This is a genomic window from Kribbella soli (genome assembly GCF_004331345.1).
GTDB lineage: Bacteria > Actinomycetota > Actinomycetes > Propionibacteriales > Kribbellaceae > Kribbella > Kribbella soli.
Window position 1 is genome coordinate 610,889 of sequence record NZ_SJJZ01000005.1, and the last position, 19,479, is coordinate 630,367.

A 19,479-nucleotide genomic window follows, 5' to 3' on the forward strand; every position below is an offset into this window, starting at 1 on the left:
GAGATCGAGGAATGGCGAACTACACCGCCGCTGACGTGAAGAAGCTCCGCGACGCTACCGGCGCGGGCATGATGGACGCGAAGAAGGCGCTCGAGAGCACCGACGGCGACTTCGAGAAGGCGATCGAGGAGCTGCGCATCCACGGCGCGGCCAAGGCGGCCAAGCGCGGCGCCGAGCGGTCCGCCACCAACGGCCTGGTGGCCGCGGCGGAGAACGCTCTGGTCCAGCTGAACTGCGAGACTGACTTCGTCGCCAAGAACGAGCAGTTCCAGCAGCTGGCCGCCGACATCGTCGCGCACGCTTCGGCGAGCAAGGTCGGCGACGTCGAGGGTCTGCTCAGCGAGAAGCTGACCGACGGCAAGTCGGTCGCCGAGAACATCGAGGCGCTGGCCGCGGTCATCGGCGAGAAGCTGGAGCTCGGCAAGGTGGCCGTCTTCGACGGCAAGGTCACGGCGTACATGCACAAGCGCGCCGCGGACCTGCCGGCCCAGGTCGGCGTACTGGTCGAGTTCGAGGGCGACAACGTGGAGGCCGCCCGTGGCGCCGCCATGCAGGCCGCCGCGATGCGCCCGCTGTACACCACGCGCGACGAGGTCCCGGCCGAAACGGTCGAGAACGAGAAGCGGATCGCCGAGGCGACCGCGCGCGAGGAGGGCAAGCCGGAAGGCGCCCTGCCGAAGATCGTCGAGGGCCGGGTGAACGGCTTCTTCAAGGACGTCGTGCTGCTCGAGCAGCCGTCGGTCACGGAGAACAAGAAGAGCGTGAAGGCTGTGCTCGACGCCGCCGGTGTCACCGTGAAGCGGTTCGCCCGCTTCGAGGTCGGCGCCTGATCCCGCGAAGGATCTGAGCGCACGGGCATCGAAGCACAGGCAACGAACGAGGAGGCCGGAATCGTGACGGAAACCCTGGGTACCGAGACGAGTCCGGCCTCTTCGCCGTCCTCGCCCGCCTACCACCGCGTGCTGCTGAAGCTGTCGGGGGAGGTGTTCGGCGGCGGCAAGCTCGGCGTCGACCCCGATGTGGTGAACTCGATCGCCAAGCAGATCGCGGACGTGGCGCGGTCGGGCGTGCAGGTCGCCGTCGTGGTCGGCGGCGGCAACTTCTTCCGCGGCGCCGAGCTCCAGCAGCGCGGCATGGAGCGGAACCGCGCCGACTACATGGGCATGCTCGGCACCGTGATGAACTGCCTGGCGCTGCAGGACTTCCTGGAGAAGCTCGGTATCGAGACGCGGGTGCAGACCGCGATCACGATGGGCCAGGTCGCCGAGCCGTACATCCCGCGCAAGGCTGAGCGGCACCTGGAGAAGGGCCGCGTGGTCATCTTCGGCGCCGGCTCCGGTATGCCGTACTTCTCCACCGACACGGTCGCCGCCCAGCGCGCGCTGGAGGTCGGCGCCGAGGCGCTGCTGATGGGCAAGCAGGGCGTGGACGGTGTCTACGACTCCGACCCGAAGAAGAACCCGGACGCGGTGAAGTTCGACCAGTTGTCGTACGACGACTTCCTGGCCCGCGGGCTCCGGGTCGCCGACGCGACCGCGATCAGCCTGGCCCGCGACAACGCGCTGCCGATCGTGATCTTCGGTCTCGAGGAGGGCAACATCGCCCGGGTGATCCACGGCGAGAAGATCGGCACGGTCGTCTCCCAGGGGCAGTAACCCGGCGTACCCGGCGTATTCGGTACCGGCGTGTACGACTAGGATCGTCGAACACGGGTGGATGTCCGTTATCTGGTAGACCCGCGTTCGTAGGGTAGGAGTGTGGCCGCGCCGAGGTGGCCCAGAGGAAGCGAGGAATGTCGTGATCGACGAAGCTCTCCGCGATGCCGAGCAGAAGATGTCGAAGGCCGTGGAGGTTGCGAAGGACGACTTCGCCGCGATCCGCACCGGCCGGGCGCACCCGCAGATGTTCGCCGGCATTCTGGCCGACTACTACGGCAGCCCGACCCCGCTGCAGCAGCTGGCCGGTTTCCAGGTGCCGGAGCCCCGGACCGTGCTGATCTCGCCGTACGACAAGGGTGCGATGACGGCGATCGAGAAGGCGATCCGCGACTCGGACCTGGGTGTGAACCCGGGCAACGACGGCGCGGTGATCCGGGTCGTGATGCCGGCGCTGACCGAGGAGCGCCGCAAGGAGTACATCAAGGTCGCGAAGACCAAGGCCGAGGAGGCCAAGGTCTCGGTCCGCAACATCCGCCGGCACGCCATGGACCAGGTGCACAAGACCGTCAAGGACGGTGACGCCGGCGAGGACGAGGGCAAGAGTGCTGAGAAGCGGCTCGACGGGTTGACGAAGAAGTTCGTCGACTCCATCGACGACCTGCTCAAGCACAAGGAAGCCGAACTGCTCGAGGTGTGATGGGCGTCGACAGCACGCCCGCGCCGAGTCCCAGCCCGAGCCGTGCCGGGCGTAATTTGCCCGCGGCGATCGCGGTGGGAGTCGGGCTCGGCGCACTGATCCTCGGATCGCTGTACTGGCAGAAGGTCCTGTTCACCGTTCTGGTGCTGGCCGTCGTCCTGATTGCCGTCGACGAGATGATCAAGGCGCTGCGCACCGGCGGGGCGATGATCCCGCGGGTCCCGCTGTTCGTCGGTACGACGGCGATGCTGGTGGCGGCGTACTTCGGTGGACCGATGGCGCTGCTCGTCGCGCTCGGGATCACTGTGCTCGGGACGATCTTCTGGCGGATGCCGGGCGGGTCGATCGGGTTCGTCCGGGACGTGAGCGCCGGGGTGTTCCTGATCGGCTACGTGCCGCTGCTGGCCGGGTTCGCGATCCTGCTGGTCCAGCCGGATGCGGACGGCCCCGGGCGCGTGGTCACGTTCTTCGTGGTCGTAGTCGCCAGTGACGTCGGCGGTTACGCGGCCGGTGTGCTGTTCGGCAAGCACCCGATGGCGCCGACGATCAGCCCGAAGAAGTCCTGGGAGGGCTTCGCCGGTTCGACGCTCGCGTGCATCGGCGCCGGTATCGCCTCGGTCGTCTTCCTGCTGGACGGCGACTGGTGGGTCGGAGCGATCGTGGGCGCTGTCGCCGTCCTGACGGCGACGGTCGGTGACCTCGGCGAGTCGATGATCAAGCGCGACCTGGGGATCAAGGACATGTCGAACCTGCTGCCCGGTCACGGCGGCGTGATGGACCGGCTGGACTCGCTCCTCGCGACCGCGCCGGTCGTCTGGCTCCTCCTGCACCTGCTGGTGAAGGCATGACGGTCGCACCGGACGGACGCTCCCTGGTCGGCGACGTCGTACGCCTGGACCGGTTGCAGGAGTCCGACATCGACGAGTTGTACGCCGCGATCGCCAACGAGCAGGTGTACGTGGGCGGCTTCGGCGGCGGTCTCGCCGCGATGCCGGCCAGCGCTGAGGACATGCGCGCGAAGTGGATCCCGGCCGCGGCCAAGCGGTTCGCGTACATCGTCCGCTTGGTTGCCGATGGCACCGTCGTCGGTACGTCGAGCCTCGCCGACGTCGACGTGGCGAACGAGCGGATCCACCTCGGCTACACCGGCTACGCGCCGGCCGTCTGGGGGACCGCAGTCAACCCGGCGGCCAAGCTGCTGCTGCTCGAGCACGCCTTCGAGGACTGTGGATTCGGGCGCGTGAAGATCCAGACCGGCTCGAAGAACACTCGGTCGCAGGCGGCGATCGCGAAGCTCGGAGCGACCCGCGAGGGCGTGCTGCGGCGGCACATGCGCACGGCCGACGGCTCGTTCCGGGACACGGTGGTGTTCTCGATCCTGGCCGACGAGTGGCCGGATGTGCGGAAGCGGCTCGAGGACCGGATCAACCGGTGAGCTTCGCCAGCGCCGCGTAGGTCGCCAGCAGCGCGGCGCGGTCGTAGGTGTTCGTGGTGATCAGCAGTTCGTCGGCAGCGGTACGGCGTACCAGATCGTTCAGCGCCTCGTCGACGTCGGCGGGCGTGCCGTAGATCTGACCGCGGAGCGCGTTCTCGAAGAATTCCTGCTCGCGCGCGGTCATTTCGTCCGGTACGTCGGGCTGCAGCGGAGGGAACACGCCACGGGTACGTGAGTACGCGCTGGCCCATGCCTCCGGCAACAAGAGCTCTCGCGCTGCCTCGGTGGAGTCGGCTACCGCAGCGGTGACCGCGAGGATGACGTACGGCTCCGACGCCCAGGCGGACGGCCGGAAGGTCCTCCGGTAATCCTCGAGCAGGTCGGCCGAGTCCGAGCGAGCGGCCAGCACCACGGGGAGTCCCAGCGACGCCGCGATCGTCGCACCTTCGCCGACGGCGAGAACGAACGGCGGGATGCGCAGTCCCTCACCCGGTCGCGCATGAACCTGGTCATTCGACGTACCGGCGAGGTACCCGAGGAGCTCGCGGACCTGCGCGGTGAAGTCGTCCGCCGCGTCCTTCTCGACACCAAGAGCCCGCCGTACGCCGTTGGTGAAGCCGACCGAGCGGCCGAGGCCCATGTCGATCCGGCCCGGGTACAGCGACTCCAGTACGCCGAACTGCTCCGCCACGACCAGGGGCTTGTGGTTCGGCAGCATCACTCCGCCCGTGCCGACGCGGATCCGATCCGTGCGAGCGGCAACAGCCGCAGCGAGCACTGTCGGCGCAGAGCCGACCACCCCTGGCACGCTGTGGTGCTCCGACACCCAGAAACGCTTGTAGCCAAGCTCTTCCACCTGCTGCGCCATCTCCACGGTCGCGCGCAGTGTCTCCGCCTCTGACTCGCCTACTCGAGTCCGGGAGCGGTCCAGGACTGACAGCGGGACGGAAAGCATGCAGAGTCCAACCTGTCCGCCGGAGCGCTCATTCCCCGAGCAGCAACCTCAGGTCGTCGCGGAAACGGTCCGCGGAGGACAGGGGAGCGAGGAACTCCCGCTCCACCTCCAACCGGATCCGCTCCGCGGTCTCGAATGTGGACTCGCCCAGCGACGTCAGTACGACGACGTTCCGCCGCCGATCCTCCGGGCTGCGCCGGCGTTCGACGAAGCCGCGTTCCTCGAGCCCGTCCAGCAGATCGCCGATCGACGTCCGGTCCACCCGCAGCCGCGCGGCGACCTCGAGCTGCGACAGCGGCTCACCGGACACGATCGCCGCCAGCACCGCCAGGTCACGCCCGTTCAGGCCGTGCGGCGCCAACGCTGACGTCTGCGCTTCGGTGAGCTGCGCGAGGACGTGTTTGAGCAGGTACCCCAGCCGGTCGGACGCCATACCGTCAAATCTACCGGGCAACTGATCGTCAGGAATGCTGATCATCAGTTACCCTGACGATTATGGAACCGACCTTCGGTCTGAAGACCACCCCGATGCACGTCCCGTACGCCGATATCCGCCGTGTCTGGCTCGAGGCCGACGAGGTGCCGCAGATCCGCGACGCCTGGCTCTGGGACCACTTCCTCCCGCTCGCCGGTCCGAAGGTCGGCGACGTACTCGAGGGCTGGACCCTGCTGACCGCGCTCGCCGCGCAAACCACGAGGCTTCGTCTCGGCCTGCTCGTCACCAGCAACCGGATCCGCCCGCCGGCCGTGCTCGGCAAGATCGCCAGCACGCTGGACGTGATCTCCGGCGGCCGGCTGATCATGGGCCTCGGCGCCGGAGGCACCCACCAACCGGCCGGTCTGAGCGGCATCCCGGGCCCGAATCCGGCGATCGAGGAGTACGCCGCCTATGGGCTGACGCTCGTGCCGCCGGGTGAAGGGGTCGACCGCCTGCGCGAAACGATCGAGATCCTGCGCCGGATGTGGACGGAGGACGAGTTCGACTTCCACGGCCGGTACAACACGCTCGAGCGGACCCGCAATGCGCCGAAACCGGTTCAAAAAGGTGGCCCGCCGCTGCTGATCGGCGGCTGGGGCAACCGCATGCTGCGGCTCGTCGCGGAGCACGCCGACACCTGGAACATCAGCGGCCCGCCGCACGTCGACTTCGACACCCTCGCCGATCGGGTACGCCGCTTGGACGCGGAATGCGAGCGGCTCGGACGCGATCCGTCGACGCTCAGCCGCTCGCTGCAGCAGATCGTCTCGTACGACGACCCGGCCGAGACCCGGGCGATCGTACGAAAAGCCGTTGAACTCGGCTTCGACCACATCGTGCTCTCGCTGCCTCGCCCGTACCCGGAGCGGGCTGTGCGCTGGCTGGTCCGCGAAATCATCGACCCTTTCCACTGAGATGGAAACGAGTGGTGATTTTTTCACCGCAGAGCAACGCGTTGTGTCAGGATCAAACACAGGACGATCCGCCCCGGTCGTCCAGTGAGGAGCTGACATGACCCCCACGACGAAGTTCAAGGCCGCCCTCGGCGGTCTCGCCCTGATCGCTGCCGCGGCCGTGCCTCTGGCTGCCGCACCGACTGCCACCGGCGCCGCCGCGCCGGCCACACACACCGTCTCGGCTGAAGCGGTAGCGGCGGCCAAGCCGGTCCCGAAGCTCGGCTACTCGACGCAGACCGTCAAGACGCTGAACATCGACTTCCAGTACCAGCAGACCGGCTACTGGTGTGGCCCGGCCGCGACCCGGATCGCGCTCTCGGCCCGGATCTCGCCGCCGAGCCAGCAGCAACTGGCCAACGAGTTGCCGACCACAACCAACGGCACCGATTGGATCGGCCAGGTCACCCCGGTGCTCAACAACCACCTCGGCACCGGCTGGTACGAGACCAAGGAGATGCCGAACGACCCGCCCACCCAGGCGCAGCGCGATCTGCTCTGGCGGGACGTCGTCCTCGACATCGACAACAACTACCCGATCGTCGCCAACATCGTCGCCCCGGCCAGCAACCACCCGCCGGGCTACCCGAACTACACGATCTACCACTACTTCACGGTGATCGGGTACGACGACAGCGACCAGACCGTCCTGATCGCCGACCCGGCCGGCTTCGCCCCGACCGCGACGTACTGGCTGACCTTCAACCAACTAGCCACCCTCATCCCGCCGAAGGGCTACTCGGCCTGACCGCAGGACCTAGGAGGGTTTCTGGCGCGTATATGCAGCAAAAGCCTCCTAGGGCGGCTGGAGAACTCTCCCTGAACCGGTTCGGGGAGAGTTCTGCCGGACCGGGATACTGTGCACGTGGCCAGAGAACCGCGGTTGGAGATCGAGTACTGCACGCAGTGCCGGTGGTTGATGCGGGCGGCGTGGACCGCCCAGGAGCTGCTGACCACCTTCCCGAAGGAGCTGGGGGAGGTGGCACTCGTTCCCGGGACCGGGGGAGTGTTCGACGTCAGCCTGGACGGAGAGCTGTTGTGGTCACGGAAGGTGGAGGGCGGATTCGCCGAGATCCCGGTGCTGAAGCAGATGGTCCGCGACCGGATCGCGCCGGACCGCAAGCTCGGCCACTCGGACCGCAAGGAGAGTGATCCGCAGCACGCCGGGGATGTGAATTTGTGAACCGCCGTACCGGCGGGCGACAATAGGTCGGTTATGTCTACTTCCCTTCCCCTTGTGTTCGATGAGCCGCGCCGTGCCAAGAAGCCGCCGCGGCACCTGGCCGATCTCACCGGGGAGGAACGGCGTACGGCGGTCGAGGCGCTGGGCGAGCCCGCGTTCCGGGCCAAGCAGCTGTCCAACCACTACTTCTCCCGGCTGGTGTCCGACCCGGCCGAGATGACCGACCTGCCGGCCGCGACCCGCGACAAGCTCGTCGCGGACCTGATGCCGCCGCTGCTGACGCGCGTCCGCGACCTGGAGTGCGACAACGGCGAGACCCGCAAGACGCTGTGGAAGCTGCTCGACGGCTCGCTCGTCGAGTCGGTCCTGATGCGGTACCCGGGCCGCGTGACGATGTGCGTGTCCTCCCAGGCCGGCTGTGGGATGGCGTGCCCGTTCTGCGCGACCGGACAGGGCGGCCTGACGCGGAACATGACGACCGCGGAGATCGTCGAGCAGGTCGTCGACGGTGCGCGGGCGCTCGCGCGCGGCGAGGTCGCCGGCGGACCGGGCCGCGTCTCGAACATCGTGTTCATGGGCATGGGCGAGCCGATGGCGAACTACAAGGCCGTCATGGGCGCCGTCCGGCGGTTCACGGATCCGTCGCCGGAAGGTCTCGGGATCTCGGCGCGTGGTGTGACCGTGTCGACGGTCGGTCTCGTGCCGCGGATCAACCAGCTGGCGACCGAGGGGATCCCGGTCACGCTCGCGCTGTCGCTGCACGCACCGGACGACGAGCTGCGGGACGAACTGGTCCCGATCAACAACCGCTGGAAGGTCGACGAGGTACTGGACGCGGCCTGGGGCTACGCGCAGCAGACCAAGCGGCGGGTCTCGATCGAGTACGCGATGATCCGCGACATCAACGACCACGCGTGGCGGGCCGACCTGCTCGCCGAGAAGCTGAACGCGCGCGGCGACTGGGGCTGGGTGCACGTCAACCTGATCCCGCTGAACCCGACGCCGGGCTCGAAGTGGACGGCGTCCGACCCGGCCGACGAGCGCGAGTTCGTCCGCCGTCTCGAAGCCGGCGGGATCCCGGTCACGGTCCGCGACACCCGCGGTCAGGAGATCGACGGCGCCTGCGGGCAGCTGGCCGCCGCGAGCAAGTCCTGATGCTGAAGCCCGCGTTCAGCGTGCGCCGGCTTGGGCAGCGCTACGACCGTGGCGAGGTCGACGCGTTGGTCGACCGCATCATCGCCGCGGCCGAACACCGGCCGGTCGGTCCGGACGTCACCGTCGACGACCTCCGCAACGCCGCGTTCCGTACGCCGCTACTCGGCCCGGGGTACTCGGCCGAGGAGGTCGACAACTTCCTCGCGGAGGCAGAACGCTGGCTGCCCGGCGGTCAGGCCGCCCAAGGCGCCGGTACGTCGGCTGCCACGCCGGCTCCGGGAGTCCAGCCCGCGCCCCTGTTCAACACGGTCCGGCTGCGTGAGGGATACGCGACCGCGGAGGTGGACGAGTTCGTCGAACGGGTGATGGCGACGGTGAACGGGCTTCCCGTGAGTCGCCCGGTGACCGCCAAGGAGATCCGCGGCATCCAGTTCAGCTCCGTCCGCCTCACCGAGGGCTACGACATCGAAGACGTAGACCTGTTCCTCGACACCGCCGAGGGTTGGCTCAGCTAGCGAATGGGATGATCGGGTGGTGAAGATCCTCTCGATTCAGTCGGCGGTTGCGTTCGGGCATGTGGGTAACTCGGCAGCTGTGTTTCCGCTCCAGCGCATCGGTGTGGAGGTGCTGCCGGTGTACACGGTGAACTTCTCGAACCACACCGGCTACGGGGCGTGGCGTGGGCCCATGATCAGCCCGGACGACGTACGAGAGGTTCTGCTGGGGATCGAGGACCGCGGAGTCCTGCCGCAGATCGACGTGGTGCTCTCGGGCTACCAGGGCGGCGAGGGGATCGCTGACGTCATCCTGGAGACGGTGGAGCGGGTGAAGGCAGCCAATCCTGAGGCGGTCTACTCCTGCGACCCGGTGATGGGCAACGCGAAGTCCGGGTGCTTCGTCGCTCCCGCCATCCCGGTGCTGCTGCGCGATCGGGTGGTTCCGGCAGCCGACATCATCACGCCCAACCAGTTCGAGCTGGGCTTCCTGACCGGCACCGAGCCGGACACGCTCGAGTCCACGCTGGCTTCGGTGGAGCTGGTCCGCGTGACCGGACCGCGCACGGTGCTCGTCACCAGCGTCGAGCGCCCCGATCGCGAGGACGGCACGATCGAGATGCTGGCCGTCGACGACAGCGGCGCGTGGCTCGTGCAGACGCCGTACATCCCGATGAAGGCGAACGGCTCGGGTGACGTGACGGCCGCGCTCTTCACGGCGCACTACCGCCGTACGGGTGATCTCGCGGAGGCGCTCGCGCGCACGACCTCGAGCGTCTTCGATCTGCTCACGCGCACCCACGAGTCGGGAGAGCGCGAGTTGCAGCTCGTCGAATCACAGGACGCCTACGCCAACCCGTCGATGCAGTTCAAGCCACACCAGGTCGCCTGACGCTCACCCAGCAGCAGCGCTCAGGAGCTGCGCGAGTGCTGCGGGTTGGGAGAACATCGGCCAGTGGCCCGTCTTGAGCTCTACCAGCTCCCACGACGGGGACTTGAGCTGCTCGAGCACGTCGGTCGATGGCGTCGTACCGTCCATCAGGCATTTGAGGTACGTCGTGGGTAGTTCGCCGATCGGCTTGACCAGCTCGGCCGGCTCCGAGATCGAGCGCCCCGGATGCGGCGTACCGCGGGAGACGATCAGCTCGATCGCCTCGTCGGTGAGGTCCTGGTCGGCGTAGTCCTCGGCCGTCAGCGGCGGCCAGTACCCGTCGGACGTCGCCATCTGCTCCCGCACCCACGCCTGCCCTTCCTCGGACCAGCCGTCCACGAACGACTTCCCGTCGGTCGGGATGTTCGAGTCGACGTACACCACCCGCCGTAACCGGTCCCCGATCCGCCCCGCCGCCTGCCCGACCGGGATCCCGGAGTAGCTGTGCCCCACGAGTACGACGTCCTGCAGGTCCTGGGACTCGACCACAGCCACGATGTCGGCGACATGCTGCTGCTGACCCGCATCCACACCCCGCCGCTCAGCCAGCCCACTCAACGTGACCGGGTGAACGCCATGCCCCGCACCCCGCAGCGCCCCCGCGACCTCATCCCAGGCCCACGCCCCCAACCAAGCCCCCGGCACCAACACAAAATCCACCATGCCCCGCACCGTAAACCACCCCACCGACAAACTGAGGACCATGCACATTCGCCAGTACGAAGAGGCAGACCGCTCAGCCGTCCTCGCCCTCGCCCCACGCCTGACCGAAGGTGTCGCGCCCTGGCGCCCACCCAGCGGCGTGCTCGCAGCCGTCACCGGATGGGTCGCGGACGCGCTCCACCACGCCGGCGAACCCGACCGTTTCGTGTTTGTCGCCGAGGACGGCGGCGACATCGCAGGCTTCGTCTCTGGCGAGCAACGCGCCCACTGGTCCGGCGACCGGGAGCTGTACGTCGGTGAACTGGTGGTCTCCCCACAGCACGAGGGCCGTGGCGTCGGCCGCGCGCTGATGGATGCAGTCACCGACCACGCCAGGCAGCAGGGCCTGGTGACGATCACCCTCGACACCGGCGCCGCCAACACCAACGCCCGTACGTTCTACAGCCACCTCGGCTTCGCGGAGGAGGACGTCAAGCTGACGAAGACGCTCAGCTGACCAACGAAGCTGCTTCGTCGATGGTGTCTACCAGGTGGATGGAGTGGGTCATGGGGCGGTTGGTGGCCAGGGACTGGAGGAGGGGCCAGACCGGGAGCTGCGTCGTCCAGTGCGCTACGCCGACGAGGATGAGGGGGATCTGGGTGGCTGCGTCGCCGTAGTAGTTGGGGGTGACGGCCTGGAAGACCTCCTGGACGGTGCCGGCGGCGCCGGGGAGGTAGATGATGCCACCGCGGGCGCGACCGAGGAGGACGTCCTCGCGCTGGGCGTTCGAGAAGTACTTCGCGATCGAGCCGGCGAACACGTTGGGCGGCTCGTGACCGTAGAACCAGGTCGGAATCGACACCCCGCCGTTCCCGGGGAACCGGGCGCGCACGCTCAGCCCGGCGGCCGCCCACGCGCCGATCGACGGGCGGAACGACGGTACGGCGGCCAGCTCGGCCAGCGCGGCGTCGACCTCAGCCTCGTCGTACGACGCCAGGGACGCGCCGAGGTTGGCGGCCTCCATCGCGCCCGGACCGCCGCCGGTGACGACCAGGTGGTTGCGCCGCGCAAGCGTACGGCCGAGCAGTACGGCGGCGCGGTAGTTGCCGTCGCCACGCAGTACGCCGTGACCGCCCATCACCCCGACCCACGGCTCGTCGTCGGGCAGTTCCCCCAGCGCATCCGCGATCGCGTGGTCGTGGAGCGCGGCGGCGAGCGTACGGCTCGTGTCGCCCTTCTCGTCGTGCTGACGGGACCACGCGTAGATCCGGGCGTCCGGCGTGGCCTCGTACCCGTGCTCGAGGCCCGCGTACAGCTCGTCGGCGTCGTACAGCCGCCCGCGGTACGCGTCGAACGGCAGCTCCGGGATCGCCGGGAACACCAGCCCGCCGCCGTCCCGGATCCACCCGTCGACCTTGTCCTCCAGCGAGCAGCCGAGGAACACCGAGCCGGTCGGCTGCAGCCCGAGGAGTTCCGCCGTACGTCCGGTCAGATCCACCGACTGCACCCGCCACCCGGCCATCGCGGTGGCGCCCGCGGCCAGCAGCCGGTCGAACTGCTCCAACGACTCGATGTCCACATGCGGAATGCTCGGCAACGTCACGCAGAGCACATTAATAGACGGCTGCTGTCAGCTGAGGTAATGCTTAGGCATGACACATGCGGAGCTCTGGGAGCGTCACAAGGCCGTTATGCCGGCTTGGCTCGCGTTGTACTACGAGGAGCCGATCGAGATCGTGCGGGGGTCCGGGCGCCGGGTCACCGACGGTGAGGGGAACACGTACCTCGACTTCTTCGCCGGCATCCTGACCAACGCGATCGGGTACGACATCGCGGAGATCTCCGACGCGGTGCGCGAGCAGCTCGGGTCCGGGATCGCGCACACCTCGACGGTGTACCTGATCCGCAAGCAGATCGAGCTGGCCGAGCAGATCGCCGAGCTGTCCGGGATCCCGGACGCGAAGGTGTTCTTCGCGAACTCGGGCACCGAGGCGAACGAGACGGCCCTCCTGCTCGCCACCCAGAACCGCCGCTCCAACCAGGTGCTGGCGATGCGCAACTCGTACCACGGCCGCGCGTTCGGCACCGTCGCGATCACCGGCAACCGCGGCTGGTCCGCGAGCAGCCTGTCGCCGGTGAACGTGCAGTACGTGCAGGGCGCGTACCGGTACCGCAGCCCGTTCCGCGACCTGCCCGACGCGGAGTACATCAAGGTCTGCGTCGACGACCTGCGCAACGTCATCGAGACCACGACCGCGGGCGACGTCGCGTGCATGATCGCGGAGCCGATCCAGGGCGTCGGCGGGTTCTCGTCGCCGCCGGACGGTCTGTACGCCGCGTTCAAGGAGGTCCTGGACGAGTACGGGATCCTCTTCGTCTCCGACGAGGTGCAGACCGGATGGGGCCGCACCGGCGACCACTTCTGGGGGATCCAGGCGCACGGCGTCGTACCGGACGCGATGACGTTCGCGAAGGGTCTCGGGAACGGGTTCGCGATCGGCGGGGTTGTCGCAAAAGCTGAGTTGATGGACAGCGTCAAGGCGAACTCGCTGTCGACGTTCGGCGGCAACCCGATCTCGACCAGCGCGGCGAAGGCCACGATCGACTACCTGCTCGACAAGGACCTGCAGGCGAACGCGGCCAAGCGCGGCGCGCAGCTCGTCGACGGCCTGCGCGGCATCTCCGACGAGTTCCCCGAACTCGGCGACGTCCGCGGCAAGGGCCTGATGCTCGCCGCCGAGCTGGTCAAACCGGACGACAACAGCCCGGACGCGGCCGCGACCGCCAAGCTCCAGCAGGAAACCAAGAACCGCGGCCTGCTGGTCGGCAAGGGCGGCCTCTACGGCAACGTCCTGCGGATGGCGCCCCCGATGACTCTCACCGAAGCCGAAACCACCGAAGCCCTGGAGATCATCCGCGACGCCTTCAACACCCTGCGCTGACGCCGTTCCTCGTCTCGATCACCGGCGACCTGACGCCGTACGGCTTGCTGAGCCTCGACGGCTGCCTCTACGCCTTCTGGTGCGACGACTGCTGCGTCTCGAGCGTCACGTACCAGGAGGAGCAGCGACCGGCTCGGCCTCGCGGAGCGGAGACCAGTGTGACCGGTAGTGCTTGGCGAGGTAGCCGACGCCCCAGAGCGAGAGGAAGAGCCAGCCGATGAAGCCGAAGATCACCCACATGAGACCGATGCTGTCGGCGAGTTGGTCGGCGTGGCCGAGCCAGAGCGCGATCGGCCCCAGAACGATGCCGGGGGCAACGATCCAGTTGGCGAGGTAGGTCAGCAGGACTTCACCGCCCCGCAGCCGGGACCGGCCGGCGATCTGGTATTGGGTGACCGTCTTCTGGCTGACGCCGCGGTTCTGGAAGTCGCTCGACACCTCCGCCAGGTAGAACCGGTCCAGCGGAACGATCGGCAGATAGAGCACGGTGAAGTACCGCGTCCCGAAGTACCTGCCGTGTGCGTCCTTGCGGGTGAAGCCCTTGAGCCCGAATCCGATTCCGTTGAACGACGACAGTGGTACCTGCTCGTCCGGCTTCAACGGCCACACCTCGTCAGCCATGCGCGCAAGATTAAGTGGCAACACCTCGACGCGCCAGCAACTGACCGAAACGTGACAGTGCCCCCGGGATCGACATCCCAGGGGCACTGCGTCGGCCCTCGATCAGATCGGCGGTGCCGAGCCGGGATCGGTGGTCAGCGGGAGCGGCGGCGGGGCGCCGGTGATCTTGCGGCGACGCCTCGAGCGGCCCTCCAAGTAGCGGGCCAGCAGGGACAGCAGCGAGCACAGGCCGATGTAGATGACCGCGGTCACCATGTACGTCGGGATGTACGGGAAGCCGTACGTCAACCTGCCGCCCATCTGCTTCGCGACGTACAGCAACTCGCCGTACGTGATGATGAAGCCCAGCGCGGTGTCCTTCAGCAGGACGACCAGCTGGCTCACGATCGCCGGGAGCATCGCACTGATGGCCTGCGGCAACAGCACCAGGCGGACGACCTGGTTCTTCCGCAGACCGAGCGCGTACGCCGCCTCGCGCTGACCCTTCGGTACGGCCGCGATGCCGGCCCGGAAGATCTCCGCGAGGACCGACCCGTTGTACAGGGTCAGACCGAAGACGACCGCCCAGAACGGGCCGAGTCCGAGGCCGAACTGGATGTTGCCGAAGTAGAAGTAGAACATCAGGATCAGCAGCGGGACGGCGCGGAACAGTTCGACGATCAGCGTCGCCGGGGTCCGCAGCCACTTGTGGTCGCTGATCCGCGCCGCGGCGAACACCGCACCGAACAACAGCGCGAGAACAGCCGCCAGCCCTGCGGCCTTCAGCGTGTTGAGCAGACCGTCCAGCATCTGCCGTTGGATCGACGAGTACTGGAACTGCCGCCAGAGCCGGCCTTCGAACTGGCCGTAGTCGTACATCCGGAGGATCAGCCACGTGATCGCGCCGAGCAGCACCACCAGGACCACGATGTTGGAGATCCGGTTCCGGCGCTTCGCGCGCGGCCCGGGCGCCTCGTACAGAACTGCGCTCATCAGGCTACCGCCGTCCGTCGTTCGGCCCACCGTTGCAGGAAGATCAGCGGCACGATGAGGATCAGGAATCCGATCGTGATCCAAAACAGCGTGACCAGCTGGTTCTCACCGCGCTCGGACATCGCTGCCGGGATCGAGCCCGCCTCCACCACCGAGAAGCCGGCCGCGATCGTGGTGTTCTTCAGCAAGGCGATCAGCACACTCATCAACGGCGGGATGATCGCCCGGAAGGCCTGCGGCAGCACCACGATCGTGAGCACCTGCACGAACGACATGCCGACCGCGCGCGCCGCCTCGGCCTGGCCTGGGGCAATGGTGTTGACGCCCGACCGGACCACCTCGCAGATAAACGCCGACGTGTAGATCGTCAGCGCGCCGACCGCGGTCCAGAACGGGTTGGGCAGGGCGAGGTCCATCTTGGCGGCGCCGAAGAACAGGAACGCGAAAACCAGCGTGAGCGGCGTGTTCCGCAGGATGTTGACGTAGCCGGTGCCGAAGCCGCGCAGCGCGGGCACCGGGGAGACGCGGAACGCTCCGAGTGCGGTGCCGAAGACCAGGCTGAGTACGCCGGACACCAGGAACAGCCTGATGGTCAGCCAGAAGCCGTCCCGGAACAACGGCCAGTTGTCGGTGAGGACCGAGAACATCGCGACCTTCCTCTTACCTACCTGTGCCTACATGTACAAAGCCGAGCCGCGGCGCCCAGTCGAGGACACCGCGGCCGGCTGATGGATCAGTACTTCTCGAGCGGCGGCGGGGTCGAGTCCGAACCCGACTTGCCGAGCGTCTCGCCGTAGATTGCCTTCCAGGTGCCGTCGGAGGCCGACGTCTCCAGGATGGTGTTCACCTTGTCGCGCAGCGCCTTGTCGGCCAGCGGCAGGCCGATGCCGTACTTCTCGGTGCTGAACGGCTTGCCGACCACGCGCAGCTCGTCGGGCGCCGTGGCGGCGTACCCCTTGAGGATCGCGTCGTCGGTGGTGACCGTGTCGACCTTCTTGTCCAGCAGCTGGGAGACGCACTCCGAGTAGGTCTTGAACTCGGAGATGTTGCTGGCCTCGGTCAGCTGCTCGTCCTTGACCCGCTGGATCGGGGTCGAGCCGGTCGCCGAGCAGACCTTCTTGCCCTTCAGGGCGGTCTTTCCGGCGTCCATCGAGGTGTCGTCCTTGCGGACCAGCAGGTCCTGACCGGCGATGAAGTACGGGCCGGCGAACGAGACCTGCTTCTTGCGCTTGTCGGTGATCGAGTAGGTGCCGACGTAGTAGTCGATCTCACCACCGGCGATCGCGGTCTCGCGGTTCGCGGACGGGATCTCCTTGTACTCGATCTTGTCCGGGTCGATGCCGAGGCCGGCCGACACCATCCGGGCGACCTCGATGTCGAAGCCGCAGCGCTTGCCGTCGGCATCCTTGTAGCCGAGGTTCGGCTGGTCGGCCTTGACGCCGACGGTCACCTTGCCGGCGGACTTGATCTTGGTGAACGCCGTGCTGCCGGCCACGTCCACGCCGGTCGCGGTGGTGAACTTGTGCAGCTCGCCGCAGGAGTCGGTCGCGTTGCCGCCGCTGTTGCCGCCGCCGGCGCTCGGCTCGTCCTTGCCACAGGCGGCAGCGGTCAGCGCGAGCGCTGCGACGCCGCAGGCGGCGACGAGGGTGCGCATTCTCATGATCAGGTTCCCCTTCGTTTCGTTGCTGGGTACGGCTGCGGGCGGACGTCAGTGCTTGAGGATCTTGCCGAGGAAGTCCTGGGCCCGCCTCGAGGTCGGGTTGGTGAAGAAGGTCTCCGGGGTGGCCTCCTCGACGATCTCGCCGTCGGCCATGAACACCACCCGGTTCGCCGCGGTCCGGGCGAAGCCCATCTCGTGCGTGACCACGACCATCGTCATGCCCTGCTTGGCCAGGTCGATCATCACCTCGAGGACCTCCTGGATCATCTCCGGGTCGAGCGCCGACGTCGGCTCGTCGAACAGGATGACCTTCGGATCCATGGCCAGGGCCCGCGCGATCGCGACGCGCTGCTGCTGGCCACCGGACAGCTGAGCCGGGTACTTCGAGGCCTGGTTGGCCACCCCCACCCGTTCCAGCAGCTCCATCGCCCGCTGCTCGGCCTGCTTGGGGTCGGTCTTGCGGACCTTCAAGGGGCCGAGTGTGACGTTCTGCAGGATCGTCTTGTGCGCGAACAGGTTGAACGACTGGAAGACCATGCCGACGTCGGCACGCAGCTTGGCGAGGGCCTTGCCCTCGCTGGGCAGCGGCTGGCCGTCCAGCAGGATGTTGCCGGAGTCGATCGTCTCCAGCCGGTTGATCGCGCGGCAGAGCGTCGACTTACCGGACCCGGAGGGGCCGATCACCACGACGACCTCGCCCTGATCGATGGACAGGTTGATGTCCTTCAGGACGTGCAGTTCGCCGAAATGCTTGTTGACCCCGGTCAGCGCCACCAGACCAGTTTTCGTCAGCGTGTCGGAATCGCTCATGGCCAGAACCTAGCGGAGCCGGGGGTGCGGTCGCAGGCCCGGGTGGTTCCACGGTGGTAACGATCTGCAATGAACAACGCGGATCGTGATGCTCCGGTCACAGACTGCTCGGGTTTGCTCGTTTCTGATCGGGGCGCCGCGTCAGGTGACGATTCCGTACTCCCGGATCTTGCGGTAGATGGTTGCCCGGGACATCCCGAGCGCGGTGGCCGAGGCTTTCTTGTCCCCGTCGTACGTCGACAACGCGTCGACGATCGCGTCCCGCTCGAGCGCTTCGATCGCGGTCAGCTGCCGCCGGGTCGTGGCGCGGCACTCGGGCGGCAGGTCGGCCAGCTCGACCACGCCGGACCGGCGTCGCCTGGCCACGGCTGCGAGGACCGAGCGCAGATGAGTGATGTTGCCTGCCCATGGCAACCGCATCAGCTGGTTCATCGTGGCGGTAGAGAACGTCAGACCGTTGATGCCGGCCTTCGCGAGCAGCGACCGGACCAGTGCCGGAACGTCCTCGACGTGATGCCGTAGCGGCGGCACCTCGACGGTCCGCGGAAAGAAGGCCAGCAGCTGGTCGGCGATCTCGGCGCGGTCCGCCGGCAGCGTGAGCGCGACCCAGGCTTCCCCGGCCGTCGCGCCGTCCCGGACGCTCTGCAGGAGCTCGGTGAAGCCGTCAAGGGCCTCGCCGGTCAGCAGATGCGCCCGCCGGATGATCAGGTCGGCGCCGGACTCCAGCTCCGCGCGGGCCTCGGCCACCAGGTCTTCACCCGTCACCGCCGGATCGAGGACCGCAAGCCGTCGGTCAGGTGCCACGTGCCTGCGGACCGCGCGCAGCAGCGACAGCTTGCCCGCACCCGGCTCACCGTCGGCGATCAGCCACTCGGACCGGCTGCACGCATCCAGCATCTCCTGGATGATGTGCTGCCAGACCGCGCTGGTTCCGGTCGTCCCCGGAACCACCGGGAACCGCGTGACCTGGTGTCCGCGGGCCGGGAGACGTTGCTCCTTGATCTGGATCACCCCGCCGGCCAGGGTGTCGCCGACGAAGGTCGGGCGATAGGCCATCCGGGCGGTCGTCCCGCTGGGCAGATCGGTGAGGAAGATCTGTGGCTTCGTGCCGCCGCGGGCGTCGCGGGTGCGGTCGATCAGGGCCGCCTGGTCGATGGCGTCGAATCGTGCCTGCGCGTAGGCGTTCATCATGAAGACTTCGTCGCCGAGCGCGAGCACCGGTCCGCCGCTGTGCCGGCAGGCGGCGTAGTAGTCACTCAGCAAGGCGTGGTCGAGCGCGTTCGCCTCCTCGACGACCCGCTCGTGGATCCGCCGCGCCGCGAGTTTGGCGAACGACAACAGGATCGAGTTCGAGTTCCTGGCCTGGGTGGTGATGTCCAGTACGCCGAGCAGACCGCCGGTGACCGGATGCGTGATCGGTGCGCCGGCGCAGGAGAACATCCGCAGCTTGCCGTTGTAGTGCTCGGCGCCGTCGACCAGGATCGGCCCGCACACCTCGAGCGCCGTACCGATCCCGTTGGTCCCGACCGCGGACTCGGCGTACTGGAAGCCGGGCGCGAGGTCGACCGAGTCCAGCCGCCGGAGCAGGGCGGGGTCGCCGCCGCGACGGTCGAGGACGACGCCCTTCGCATCGGTCAGGATGATGCAGACCGGCTCGTTGTGGAGCTCCGCCGACAGTGCGTCGATGACCGGCCGGGCCGCCCGCATCAGCGTGGTCTCCCGGTCGATCCGGTCGAAGTACACCGGCGCCGGGCGGTCGACATCCACCTGGGAGGCGTGTGAACGCTCCCATGAGACCCGGATCGGATCCCGGACCGGATGTGCAGCGCCCATGGCCGTCTCCTTCACGTCCGTCACCAGCGGAACTGCTCCCACGGTAGCCGCCTGGCGCG

The 19,479-nt window shown here is 68.0% G+C and carries 23 protein-coding genes; 13 read left to right on the forward strand and 10 right to left on the reverse strand.

The features are described from left to right. Positions 1 to 11 precede the first annotated feature (11 nt). The 5 genes from tsf (at position 12) to E0H45_RS38660 (ending at position 3,790) form a co-directional block, all read left to right on the forward strand. A complete protein-coding gene (tsf, locus tag E0H45_RS38640; RefSeq protein ID WP_131347066.1) occupies positions 12 to 830 on the forward strand; it encodes a translation elongation factor Ts in 819 nt (272 codons plus the stop codon). A gap of 63 nt (positions 831 to 893) precedes the next feature. Next, positions 894 to 1,655, forward strand: coding sequence for a UMP kinase (pyrH, locus tag E0H45_RS38645; RefSeq protein ID WP_238155639.1), 762 nt, complete (start codon positions 894 to 896; stop codon positions 1,653 to 1,655). Between the two features lie 145 nt (positions 1,656 to 1,800). Further along, the gene (gene frr / locus E0H45_RS38650; RefSeq protein WP_202872736.1) at positions 1,801 to 2,355 is read left to right on the forward strand and encodes a ribosome recycling factor; all 555 of its coding nucleotides are present in this window, start codon (positions 1,801 to 1,803) and stop codon (positions 2,353 to 2,355) included. Then, the gene (locus E0H45_RS38655) at positions 2,355 to 3,203 is read left to right on the forward strand and encodes a phosphatidate cytidylyltransferase (RefSeq protein ID WP_131347070.1); all 849 of its coding nucleotides are present in this window, start codon (positions 2,355 to 2,357) and stop codon (positions 3,201 to 3,203) included. The genes frr and E0H45_RS38655 overlap by 1 nt, the downstream gene beginning before the upstream one ends. Beyond that, positions 3,200 to 3,790: a GNAT family N-acetyltransferase gene (locus tag E0H45_RS38660; RefSeq protein ID WP_131347072.1), complete on the forward strand. Its 591-nt coding sequence runs from the start codon at positions 3,200 to 3,202 to the stop codon at positions 3,788 to 3,790. Before E0H45_RS38655 ends, E0H45_RS38660 begins: the two co-directional genes overlap by 4 nt. Here E0H45_RS38660 and E0H45_RS38665 read toward each other — a convergent pair. Beyond that, on the reverse strand, positions 3,780 to 4,745 hold the full coding sequence (locus E0H45_RS38665) for an LLM class flavin-dependent oxidoreductase (protein ID WP_131347074.1): 966 nt from the start codon (positions 4,743 to 4,745) through the stop codon (positions 3,780 to 3,782). The two genes, E0H45_RS38660 and E0H45_RS38665, sit on opposite strands and share 11 nt — an antisense overlap. A gap of 28 nt (positions 4,746 to 4,773) precedes the next feature. Next, positions 4,774 to 5,178 carry a MarR family winged helix-turn-helix transcriptional regulator gene (locus E0H45_RS38670; RefSeq protein ID WP_131347076.1) on the reverse strand — a complete coding sequence of 135 codons (405 nt, stop codon included), beginning with the start codon at positions 5,176 to 5,178 and terminating at the stop codon, positions 4,774 to 4,776. A gap of 62 nt (positions 5,179 to 5,240) precedes the next feature. Here E0H45_RS38670 and E0H45_RS38675 point away from each other — a divergent pair, with 62 nt between their 5' ends. The 6 genes from E0H45_RS38675 (at position 5,241) to pdxY (ending at position 9,900) form a co-directional block, all read left to right on the forward strand. Continuing rightward, positions 5,241 to 6,137, forward strand: a complete 897-nt coding sequence (locus E0H45_RS38675) for an LLM class flavin-dependent oxidoreductase (RefSeq protein WP_202872721.1) — start codon at positions 5,241 to 5,243, stop codon at positions 6,135 to 6,137. 97 nt (positions 6,138 to 6,234) lie between these two features. Further along, complete coding sequence (locus tag E0H45_RS38680; protein ID WP_202872722.1) at positions 6,235 to 6,924, forward strand: C39 family peptidase; 690 nt, start codon at positions 6,235 to 6,237, stop codon at positions 6,922 to 6,924. A 117-nt stretch (positions 6,925 to 7,041) separates the two neighbouring features. Next, a complete protein-coding gene (locus tag E0H45_RS38685) occupies positions 7,042 to 7,359 on the forward strand; it encodes an Rdx family protein (RefSeq protein WP_131347078.1) in 318 nt (105 codons plus the stop codon). Positions 7,360 to 7,392: 33 nt separating this feature from the next. Next, positions 7,393 to 8,514, forward strand: a complete 1,122-nt coding sequence (rlmN, locus tag E0H45_RS38690; protein ID WP_131347080.1) for a dual-specificity RNA methyltransferase RlmN — start codon at positions 7,393 to 7,395, stop codon at positions 8,512 to 8,514. Next, complete coding sequence (locus E0H45_RS38695; RefSeq protein WP_131347082.1) at positions 8,514 to 9,029, forward strand: DivIVA domain-containing protein; 516 nt, start codon at positions 8,514 to 8,516, stop codon at positions 9,027 to 9,029. The genes rlmN and E0H45_RS38695 overlap by 1 nt, the downstream gene beginning before the upstream one ends. A gap of 19 nt (positions 9,030 to 9,048) precedes the next feature. Next, complete coding sequence (gene pdxY / locus E0H45_RS38700; RefSeq protein ID WP_131347084.1) at positions 9,049 to 9,900, forward strand: pyridoxal kinase PdxY; 852 nt, start codon at positions 9,049 to 9,051, stop codon at positions 9,898 to 9,900. A 3-nt stretch (positions 9,901 to 9,903) separates the two neighbouring features. On the opposite strand, the gene E0H45_RS38705 is transcribed toward pdxY, so the two are convergent. After that, on the reverse strand, positions 9,904 to 10,602 hold the full coding sequence (locus E0H45_RS38705) for an alpha/beta fold hydrolase (RefSeq protein WP_131347086.1): 699 nt from the start codon (positions 10,600 to 10,602) through the stop codon (positions 9,904 to 9,906). Between the two features lie 40 nt (positions 10,603 to 10,642). Here E0H45_RS38705 and E0H45_RS38710 point away from each other — a divergent pair, with 40 nt between their 5' ends. Then, complete coding sequence (locus tag E0H45_RS38710) at positions 10,643 to 11,098, forward strand: GNAT family N-acetyltransferase (RefSeq protein ID WP_165546752.1); 456 nt, start codon at positions 10,643 to 10,645, stop codon at positions 11,096 to 11,098. Here the strand turns inward: E0H45_RS38710 and E0H45_RS38715 are convergent. Beyond that, positions 11,091 to 12,185: an LOG family protein gene (locus E0H45_RS38715; RefSeq protein WP_420323358.1), complete on the reverse strand. Its 1,095-nt coding sequence runs from the start codon at positions 12,183 to 12,185 to the stop codon at positions 11,091 to 11,093. The genes E0H45_RS38710 and E0H45_RS38715 overlap by 8 nt on opposite strands. Before the next feature lie 49 nt (positions 12,186 to 12,234). On the opposite strand from E0H45_RS38715, the gene E0H45_RS38720 reads away from it, so the two are divergent. Then, on the forward strand, positions 12,235 to 13,524 hold the full coding sequence (locus tag E0H45_RS38720; RefSeq protein WP_131347090.1) for an aspartate aminotransferase family protein: 1,290 nt from the start codon (positions 12,235 to 12,237) through the stop codon (positions 13,522 to 13,524). Between the two features lie 105 nt (positions 13,525 to 13,629). Here E0H45_RS38720 and E0H45_RS38725 read toward each other — a convergent pair whose 3' ends face one another. From E0H45_RS38725 to E0H45_RS38750, 6 genes are all read right to left on the reverse strand, one after another. Further along, the gene (locus E0H45_RS38725; protein ID WP_131347092.1) at positions 13,630 to 14,145 is read right to left on the reverse strand and encodes a hypothetical protein; all 516 of its coding nucleotides are present in this window, start codon (positions 14,143 to 14,145) and stop codon (positions 13,630 to 13,632) included. Positions 14,146 to 14,247: 102 nt separating this feature from the next. Further along, on the reverse strand, positions 14,248 to 15,117 hold the full coding sequence (locus E0H45_RS38730) for an amino acid ABC transporter permease (RefSeq protein WP_131347094.1): 870 nt from the start codon (positions 15,115 to 15,117) through the stop codon (positions 14,248 to 14,250). Then, positions 15,117 to 15,764: an amino acid ABC transporter permease gene (locus tag E0H45_RS38735; protein ID WP_131347096.1), complete on the reverse strand. Its 648-nt coding sequence runs from the start codon at positions 15,762 to 15,764 to the stop codon at positions 15,117 to 15,119. Before E0H45_RS38735 ends, E0H45_RS38730 begins: the two co-directional genes overlap by 1 nt. 86 nt (positions 15,765 to 15,850) lie before the next feature. Then, positions 15,851 to 16,777 (reverse strand): glutamate ABC transporter substrate-binding protein, encoded by a 927-nt coding sequence (locus E0H45_RS38740; protein ID WP_131347098.1) that lies wholly within the window; start codon positions 16,775 to 16,777, stop codon positions 15,851 to 15,853. A 48-nt stretch (positions 16,778 to 16,825) separates the two neighbouring features. Then, positions 16,826 to 17,554 carry an amino acid ABC transporter ATP-binding protein gene (locus E0H45_RS38745; protein WP_238155651.1) on the reverse strand — a complete coding sequence of 243 codons (729 nt, stop codon included), beginning with the start codon at positions 17,552 to 17,554 and terminating at the stop codon, positions 16,826 to 16,828. Positions 17,555 to 17,728: 174 nt separating this feature from the next. After that, a complete protein-coding gene (locus E0H45_RS38750) occupies positions 17,729 to 19,420 on the reverse strand; it encodes a sigma-54-dependent Fis family transcriptional regulator (RefSeq protein WP_131347100.1) in 1,692 nt (563 codons plus the stop codon). Positions 19,421 to 19,479: the final 59 nt, after the last annotated feature.

Coding starts and splice junctions, on each gene's coding strand:
- E0H45_RS38705 (WP_131347086.1), bottom strand. CDS start 10,602: ATGGTGGATTTTGTGTTGGTGCCGGGGGCTTGGTTGGGGGCGTGGGCC.
- E0H45_RS38660 (WP_131347072.1), top strand. CDS start 3,200: ATGACGGTCGCACCGGACGGACGCTCCCTGGTCGGCGACGTCGTACGC.
- rlmN (WP_131347080.1), top strand. CDS start 7,393: ATGTCTACTTCCCTTCCCCTTGTGTTCGATGAGCCGCGCCGTGCCAAG.
- E0H45_RS38695 (WP_131347082.1), top strand. CDS start 8,514: ATGCTGAAGCCCGCGTTCAGCGTGCGCCGGCTTGGGCAGCGCTACGAC.
- E0H45_RS38680 (WP_202872722.1), top strand. CDS start 6,235: ATGACCCCCACGACGAAGTTCAAGGCCGCCCTCGGCGGTCTCGCCCTG.
- E0H45_RS38740 (WP_131347098.1), bottom strand. CDS start 16,777: ATGAGAATGCGCACCCTCGTCGCCGCCTGCGGCGTCGCAGCGCTCGCG.
- E0H45_RS38665 (WP_131347074.1), bottom strand. CDS start 4,745: ATGCTTTCCGTCCCGCTGTCAGTCCTGGACCGCTCCCGGACTCGAGTA.
- E0H45_RS38655 (WP_131347070.1), top strand. CDS start 2,355: ATGGGCGTCGACAGCACGCCCGCGCCGAGTCCCAGCCCGAGCCGTGCC.
- E0H45_RS38720 (WP_131347090.1), top strand. CDS start 12,235: ATGACACATGCGGAGCTCTGGGAGCGTCACAAGGCCGTTATGCCGGCT.
- E0H45_RS38750 (WP_131347100.1), bottom strand. CDS start 19,420: ATGGGCGCTGCACATCCGGTCCGGGATCCGATCCGGGTCTCATGGGAG.
- E0H45_RS38710 (WP_165546752.1), top strand. CDS start 10,643: ATGCACATTCGCCAGTACGAAGAGGCAGACCGCTCAGCCGTCCTCGCC.
- E0H45_RS38675 (WP_202872721.1), top strand. CDS start 5,241: ATGGAACCGACCTTCGGTCTGAAGACCACCCCGATGCACGTCCCGTAC.
- E0H45_RS38670 (WP_131347076.1), bottom strand. CDS start 5,178: ATGGCGTCCGACCGGCTGGGGTACCTGCTCAAACACGTCCTCGCGCAG.
- E0H45_RS38725 (WP_131347092.1), bottom strand. CDS start 14,145: ATGGCTGACGAGGTGTGGCCGTTGAAGCCGGACGAGCAGGTACCACTG.
- tsf (WP_131347066.1), top strand. CDS start 12: ATGGCGAACTACACCGCCGCTGACGTGAAGAAGCTCCGCGACGCTACC.
- E0H45_RS38730 (WP_131347094.1), bottom strand. CDS start 15,117: ATGAGCGCAGTTCTGTACGAGGCGCCCGGGCCGCGCGCGAAGCGCCGG.
- E0H45_RS38735 (WP_131347096.1), bottom strand. CDS start 15,764: ATGTTCTCGGTCCTCACCGACAACTGGCCGTTGTTCCGGGACGGCTTC.